Origin of the sequence: Micromonospora phytophila (genome assembly GCF_023656545.1) — a bacterium.
In the GTDB taxonomy this organism is placed as follows: domain Bacteria; phylum Actinomycetota; class Actinomycetes; order Mycobacteriales; family Micromonosporaceae; genus Micromonospora; species Micromonospora phytophila.
In genome coordinates this window covers 1-6,758 of the sequence record NZ_JAMOKF010000306.1, presented here as the reverse complement: position 1 = coordinate 6,758, position 6,758 = coordinate 1, and the positions used below count along the sequence as shown (strand labels likewise).

Annotated in this window: 7 protein-coding genes and 1 pseudogene; 4 read left to right on the top strand and 4 right to left on the bottom strand. The window is 73.9% G+C overall.

From position 1 onward, the window contains the following. Both NCC78_RS25590 and NCC78_RS25585 read left to right on the top strand, forming a co-directional pair. A pseudogene (locus tag NCC78_RS25590) lies at positions 1-305 on the top strand (SCO6745 family protein); the annotation flags it as partial. Between the two features lie 41 nt (positions 306-346). Then, positions 347-1,324 (top strand): GNAT family N-acetyltransferase, encoded by a 978-nt coding sequence (locus NCC78_RS25585; RefSeq protein WP_250797639.1) that lies wholly within the window; start codon positions 347-349, stop codon positions 1,322-1,324. Between the two features lie 91 nt (positions 1,325-1,415). Here the strand turns inward: NCC78_RS25585 and NCC78_RS25580 are convergent, their stop codons facing one another. Beyond that, positions 1,416-1,871 (bottom strand): gamma-glutamylcyclotransferase, encoded by a 456-nt coding sequence (locus tag NCC78_RS25580; protein WP_250797638.1) that lies wholly within the window; start codon positions 1,869-1,871, stop codon positions 1,416-1,418. A gap of 106 nt (positions 1,872-1,977) precedes the next feature. Here NCC78_RS25580 and NCC78_RS25575 point away from each other — a divergent pair, with 106 nt between their 5' ends. Beyond that, on the top strand, positions 1,978-3,381 hold the full coding sequence (locus tag NCC78_RS25575; protein WP_250797637.1) for an NAD(P)H-quinone dehydrogenase: 1,404 nt from the start codon (positions 1,978-1,980) through the stop codon (positions 3,379-3,381). Between the two features lie 111 nt (positions 3,382-3,492). Here NCC78_RS25575 and NCC78_RS25570 read toward each other — a convergent pair whose 3' ends face one another. The 3 genes from NCC78_RS25570 to NCC78_RS25560 all read right to left on the bottom strand — a co-directional run bounded on the left by NCC78_RS25570 (position 3,493) and on the right by NCC78_RS25560 (position 5,294). Further along, positions 3,493-4,140: a DUF998 domain-containing protein gene (locus tag NCC78_RS25570; RefSeq protein ID WP_250797636.1), complete on the bottom strand. Its 648-nt coding sequence runs from the start codon at positions 4,138-4,140 to the stop codon at positions 3,493-3,495. A 72-nt stretch (positions 4,141-4,212) separates the two neighbouring features. Further along, positions 4,213-4,662, bottom strand: coding sequence for an ASCH domain-containing protein (locus NCC78_RS25565; RefSeq protein ID WP_250797634.1), 450 nt, complete (start codon positions 4,660-4,662; stop codon positions 4,213-4,215). A gap of 29 nt (positions 4,663-4,691) precedes the next feature. Further along, on the bottom strand, positions 4,692-5,294 hold the full coding sequence (locus tag NCC78_RS25560; protein ID WP_250797633.1) for a DedA family protein: 603 nt from the start codon (positions 5,292-5,294) through the stop codon (positions 4,692-4,694). Positions 5,295-5,811: 517 nt separating this feature from the next. Between NCC78_RS25560 and NCC78_RS25555 the strand changes: the two genes are divergently transcribed. After that, positions 5,812-6,758, top strand: a 947-nt coding sequence (locus tag NCC78_RS25555) for an aminoacyl--tRNA ligase-related protein (RefSeq protein ID WP_250797632.1), incomplete at its 3' end; no start/stop codon positions are given.

Genomic DNA, 6,758 nt, shown 5'->3' with positions numbered 1-6,758 from the left:
TCGGGCTGCGCCTGCTCCGGGAGCACTTCGCCGGGGCGTACCTGCTCGCGGTGCGGGCCAGCGGGATGACCCCGCTGGAGGCGGTGCTGGCCGGGCCGGAGGGGGAGGCCGGCGCGGTGGCCTGCGGCTGGCCGCCGCCCTACCCGCCGGTCGGGCCGCTGGTCCGGCGGCGGCTCTGGGCCGAGGCGGTCACCGACCGGCTGACCTCGCCGGCCTTCGCGGCGCTCGGCCCGGCGGACGGGGCCGAGCTGGTGGAGCTGCTGATCGTGACGCGCGCGCACCTGGGCGGCCGGCCGGCGGAATAATTCGGCGGCGTCCGGCGGCGTCGGCTGTCAGGATCGCCAGCGTGACTCTTCCCGCCGGCTGGAGCGCCCGCCGACCCACCCTCGACGACGTACCGGCAATCCTCAAGGTGGTGCACGCCGCCGACACGTTCGCCATCGGCTACCCCGACTTCTCCGCCGAAGACGTGGCGGAGTGCCTGACCGCCCCGCACGTGGAGCCGGCCGCCGACTCGTGGCTCGGCCTGGACCCGGACGGCACGGTCGTGGCCTGGGCGATCATCGACAACCCGACCGGCGTCGGACGGGAGTTCGTCGAGGTGTACGTCGACCCGGACCACGGCCGGCCGCTGCGCGCCCCGCTGCTGGCCCGGCAACTGACCCGGGTCGCCGAACGGGCCGCCGCGCGCGGCCTGCCGGCGCTCACCGTCCGCTGCGCGGTGTACGAGCCGGAGAAGGAGTGGGAGCAGACGCTCCTCGACGCCGGGTTCACCCTGGCCAAGCGGTACGTCCGGATGAGCCGACCGCTGGCGGGCCTGCCCACCGCGCCGCCCGCCCCGCCGGCCGGCGTCACGGTCCGCCCGGTCCGCCCCGACGACGACGCCGAGCTGCGCACCTTCCACCGGATCTACGACACGGCGTTCCGCGACACCCTGGACTACGAGCCGCAGGACCACGACCGGTGGCGGGCCCGGATCGGTGACGGCACCGCCTGGGACGAGTGGTTCGTCGCCGAGGTCGACGGCGAGCCGGCCGGCGTCCTCCAATCCTCCGACCAGGGGCTCGACCAGAACGAGGGCTTCGTGAAGAACCTCGCGGTGCTGCCCGGGCAGCGGCGCCGGGGGGTGGCCGCCGCCCTGCTCCAGCACGCCTTCGCCCGGTACGCGGCCAAGGGCCGCTCCGCCGCCGGCCTCGGGGTCGACCTGGCCAACCCGACCGCGCCGGTCTCGCTCTACCGGTCGGTGGGGCTGCGCGACGCGCGGATCATCGACATGTACCAGCTCACCGTCCCGGCCACCGCCTGCCCCGTCCGCCCCCGGTGACCACCACGGGGTGTGTGATTGACGACCCCGGCCGGTCCCGGATCGTGGTTCCGGCCGGTGCGGTAGCAGACTGGGGGCCGTGCGATACGCGCTACGCCGACGCGGTGCCGGTGGGGCGGGACCGCAGCTCGGTGACGTAGTCGTCCGGCGCGCCCGCCTTCTCGGCGGCGTTGGCGATCTCCGAGAGGTACCACGAGGTCGGCAGGCCGCCCTCGTAGCCGTCGAAGACGTAGATCCACGCGGTCACGTCCCCGTCGAGGGTGGAGACCCGCACGTGCAGCTTGCGGTACGTGCCGGCGGTCACGCCCTCGATCTCGTCGAGCTGGGCGGCATCGTACGGGTGGATGTCGTATATCGCCACGAACACCCGGTCGCCGGGCGACTCGACGACGGTGCTGACCGAGCCCTCCCAGCCGATCACGTCCTCGCCCGCGAAGGTCAACCGCCAGCCTTCCAGCCAGCCGACGCCCACCATCGGCGAATGCGGGCAGTAGGCGCGCATCCGGGCAGGATCCAGGTTTGAGCCGTAGGCGGCGTAATGACGCACGGCGATGACGATAGCCCGGCCGGCGGGTGGGGGAGAATACGACGGTGCGTGTCGGACGCGTTCGGGAGAAGAAAGTCACTGTGAGCACTGACGAAGGGCGAGCGCTGTGAGCCGGATCGTGATCATCGGCGGTGGACCGGCCGGCTACGAGGCGGCCCTGGTCGCCGCGCAGCTGGACGCTGATGTCACCGTCGTGGAGGCCGAGGGCGCCGGCGGGGCCTGCGTGCTGTCCGACTGCGTGCCGTCGAAGACCTTCATCGCCAGCTCCCAGGTGGTCACCGGCTACCGGGACACCGAGGAGTTCGGCGTGCACTCCGACGGGCTGGAGGCGGTCACCGTCGACGCCCGGGCGGTCCACGAGCGGGTCAAGCGGCTCGCGCTGGCCCAGTCCGCCGACATCCACGCCAAGCTGGTCAAGGCCGGGGTGGCCTTCGTCGCCGGCACCGCCCGGCTCGGCGAGGACACCCTCGGCCACACCCACCGGGTGATCGTCACCCCGGCGGAGGGCGGCGAGGAGCAGTCCATCGCCGCGTCGACCGTGCTGGTCGCCACCGGCGCCACCCCGCGCCAGCTCCCCACCGCCGTACCGGACGGTGAGCGCATCCTGACCTGGCGCCAGGTGTACGACCTGCCGGAGCTGCCGGAGCACCTGATCGTGGTGGGCTCCGGCGTCACCGGCGCCGAGTTCGCCAGCGCCTACCTGGCGATGGGCGTGCGGGTGACCCTGGTCTCCAGCCGCGACCGGGTGATGCCGCACGAGGACGCCGACGCGGCGATGGCCATCGAGCGGGTGTTCCGCACCCGGGGCATGAGCATCCTGAACAACTCCCGCGCCGACGCGGTCCGCCGCACCGCCGACGGGGTGGAGGTGGAGCTCTCCGACGGCCGGAAGGTGCAGGGCTCGCACGCCCTGATCGCGGTCGGCTCGATCCCCAACACCGCCGACCTGGGGCTGGCGGAGTACGGCGTCGAGCTGGCCCGGGGCGGCTACGTCACCGTCGACCGGGTCTCCCGCACCAACGTGCCCGGCATCTACGCCGCCGGCGACTGCACCGGGGTGCTGCCGCTGGCCAGCGTCGCCGCCATGCAGGGCCGGATCGCGATGTGGCACGCGCTCGGTGAGGCGGTCCGGCCGCTGCGGCTGCGGACCGTCGCGGCGAACGTCTTCACCGACCCGGAGCTGGCCACCGTCGGCGTCTCGCAGGACGAGGTGGACGCGGGCAAGGTGCCGGCCCGGCAGGTCATGCTGCCGCTGAACGGCAACGCCCGGGCCAAGATGGACGAGATCTCCGACGGCTTCGTCAAGCTCTTCTGCCGCCCGGCCAGCGGCCAGGTCGTCGGCGGGGTGGTGGTGGCGCCGAAGGCGAGCGAGCTGATCCTGCCGATCACCATGGCGGTGGAGAACAACCTCACCGTCAACGAGCTGGCCCAGACCATCACGATCTACCCGTCCCTGTCGGGTTCGATCACCGAGGCCGCCCGCCAGCTCATGCTCCACGAGCTGGAGTAGCCGCCGGGATCAGTCCCAGCAGCACTCCAGGTGGCCGTCGGACGTCGTCGCGCCGGCGTCGCGGCAGAGCGCCTCGGCGTCGGCGCGCTGTCCGGCGTCGACGACGGGCGTCTAGCCGGTCGTCCGGGGCGCGACTGACCCCGAGCGCACGAGGCAGAGCGCCACGGTCGCGAGCAGGCCGACCTCGGTGAGGATGAGCAGCCGCTCGGCGAGGCCGAGCAGCAGGCGGTCTCCGGGGTAGGCCGACCAGACCATCACCGCCGCGAGCACCAGGCTGGCCACGGCGAGTCCGCGTACCCGGCGGCCGGCTCCGGGCAACCGGGTGGCGAGCAGCCAGCCGCCGACGGGGAGCGCCAGGAAGGCGACCACCGAGGCGTACCGGTGGACGTACGCGGCGGTGTCCATCGGCAGGCCCGGCTCGTTCGTCGGGACGATCGCGGCCAGCAGCAGTCCGCCGGTCCAGGCGGCGAGGAGCAGCTCCGCCCACCGCCCCCTGTTCTCCTTCCGTCGGGCGGCCGGGGGCGCGGCGGGGGACCGGCCGGTGCTCCGCAGGGCGGGGATGAGCACGGCGGTGGCCGCGGCGAGCACCAGCATGGCGGTGTCGATCACGCCGCCGCGGTCGGAGACGGCGAAGTCGCTGACGGTGAGCGACCAGGGGCTCAGGTCGTCGTTCACTTCCAGGTGCCCGATCACGGCGAGCAGCGCCGCGAGGGCGATCCCACCGAGGGCCAGCAGCCCACTGTTCCGGGTTCCACGCATGCCTCAGCCTGTCGCCCGAGGCACCTCACGCGGATCCGGGACGCCCACCGAGATCGATCCCCGGGACCACCCCTAGAGGCTGTTCTCCGGCCCGCCGGTCTCACCCACCGAATGCACCAGGCGGAAACGCTGCGCCAGCACCAGGGTGTCGTCGTCCACGGTGAAACCCGGGTCGCCCAGTTCCGCGCGCACCTCCGCGCTGTGCCAGAAACCCTCGTGGTTCGCCCGCCACTGCGCCACCGACTGGTCGCCCTCCCCCTCGTCGAGGGCGTGCCGCAGGTCCACGTCGGCCAACCGGACCACCCGGACCTCGGTCAGCTCGATGACCGCGACCCGCCGGCCCGCCGAGTTCACGACCGCCGACCGCCGGCCGACCGCCGGCAACGGCTCGTTCTCGCGCTCGTACCCGATCACCAGGGCGGAGGTCGTGGTCTTCGCGCCGGACAGGATGGCGGCCACCAACTGATCGCGGAGCGGCCCGGGGAAGGCGAACTCCGCCACCGGAAGATCATCGAGGTTCATGCCGTGGACGGTACCGGCCAGACGGCGGGTCAGTCGGTGGCGGCGCGGGCGTTGCGGGCGCTGACGAGGGTCATCGCCCAGCCCGCCGCCGCGAACCCGGCCGCCGCCGCCCCGGCGATCAGCGCCAACCGCCACGCCGACTCGGTCAGCGCCGTCCCGCCGAGGTGCCCGACCAGCGCGCCGTACGACGCCCAGGCCAGTGCCGCCACGGCCTCGTAGAGCAGGAACAGCCGGTACGGGTACCGGCTGCGCCCGGCGGAGAAGCAGGCCGCCATCCGCCCACCGGGCACGAAGCGGCAGAGCAGGATCACCAGCGGGCCGGGCTGGCGCAGCCCCGAGGTGACCCGGCTGGCGACCCGACGGGCCCGGCCGGGCACGGCGTGCCGGGCCGCCCGACGGTCGGGCGCGCCCCGACCCAGCAGGTAGCAGGCGAGATCACCGGCGAAGACGCCGAGCGCGCCGACGGCGATGGTCGCCGGCAGGCTGAGATCGCCGTACACGGTGAGCGCGCCGCTGGTGATCATGACGACCTGGGTGGGGATCACGGGGACGAAGGCGTCCGCGATCAGCAGCCCGAGCAGCGCGAGGTACGCCCAGGTCGGCGACGCGACCTCAGTGAGAATTTCGGGCACGACTGCCACCTCGCCGGACGGGGCCGATCGGATGCACCGAGCCTGACGGCGTGTCCGGCGTCACCCGGGACGGCCCTGGCCCGCGGTGACCACCGACACGGCAGTGCCACCCGGGTTCAACGAGCGGGCATCGGTGGAGGTGACGGACGCCGGGGCCCGGGACGGTCGGCGGATCGCCGCTCATCGGCGTACCGTTGTCGGCGCGCGGCCCCACCATCGTCGGGTCCCCCGTTCCTGACGACCGGCCCGCCCCCTTTCCGCGGATCGTGCCGGCCCGCCGCCGGATCAGCGCCCGACCGGGTTCGGCGCCGGCCCGGGCGGAAAATCCGGATGCGGTCCCCGCGCGGGCGGGCGTAGCGTCGCCGCATGCGCAGCGCGGAGCGGACCACGACGCCGGGAAACCCCGGCGCGCCGCACTGACACATCCGTCGACGAGGCCCCGGGGCGATCCGCCCCGGGGCCTCGTGGCGTTCCGGACCGGGTCGCCGGCGGGTCGCACCCGATCAAGGAGCGACACATGATCGACCACCGAAGGCTCGGCCGGGAGCTGGAGCTGTTCGGCTCCGACCCGCTGGCCGGCGCCGGCCTGCCCCTCTGGCTGCCGGCCGGCGCCGCCGCCCGGCACGCCGTCGAGGAGTACGTCCGCGACCTGGAGCGTCGGGCCGGCTACCGGCACGTGCACACCCCGCCGCTGGGCAAGCGCGAACTCTTCGAACTCTCCGGGCACCTTGGCTACTTCGCCGACGACATGTTCCCGCCGATGCGGCTGAGCGCCGACGACGAGTTCGTGCTGCGGCCGGCGCTCTGCCCGCACCACGCCCTGGTCTTCCGGGCCCGGGGCCGCTCCTACCGGGAGCTGCCGCTGCGCATCGCCGAGATCGGCGGCATGTACCGGGCGGAGCGCTCCGGGGTGCTCGGCGGGCTGTCCCGGGTGCGCGCCATCTCCCTCAACGACGCGCACAACTTCTGCGCGCTGGAGCAGGTGGGCGAGGAGGTGTCGGAGATCCTGCGGTTGATCCGCGAGGCGCACGCCGCGCTCGGCGTACGGCCCGCGGGGTTCCGGTTGTCGCTGCGCGGGCCGGGGGAGAAGTACGTCGGCGACGACGCGCAGTGGGCGCGGGCCGAGGAGTTGCTCCGCGCCGCGCTCGACGGGGTCGAGTTCATCGAGGCCCCCGGGGAGGCCGCGTTCTACGGGCCGAAGATCGACATCCAGGTGCGGGACGCGGCCGGGCGGGAGTTCACCCTCTCCACCGTCCAACTCGACTTCGACAAGCCGGAGAAGTTCGACCTGTCGTACACCGACGCGTCCGGTGCGCGGTGCCGGCCGGTGATGGTGCACCGCAGCCTCGTGGGCAGCATGGAGCGCCTCTTCGCGTACCTGATCGAGGTGCACGGGGGCGCCTTCCCGGCCTGGTACGCCCCGGTGCAGCTCGTGGTCCTGCCGGTGGACGACGGCCAGGCCGA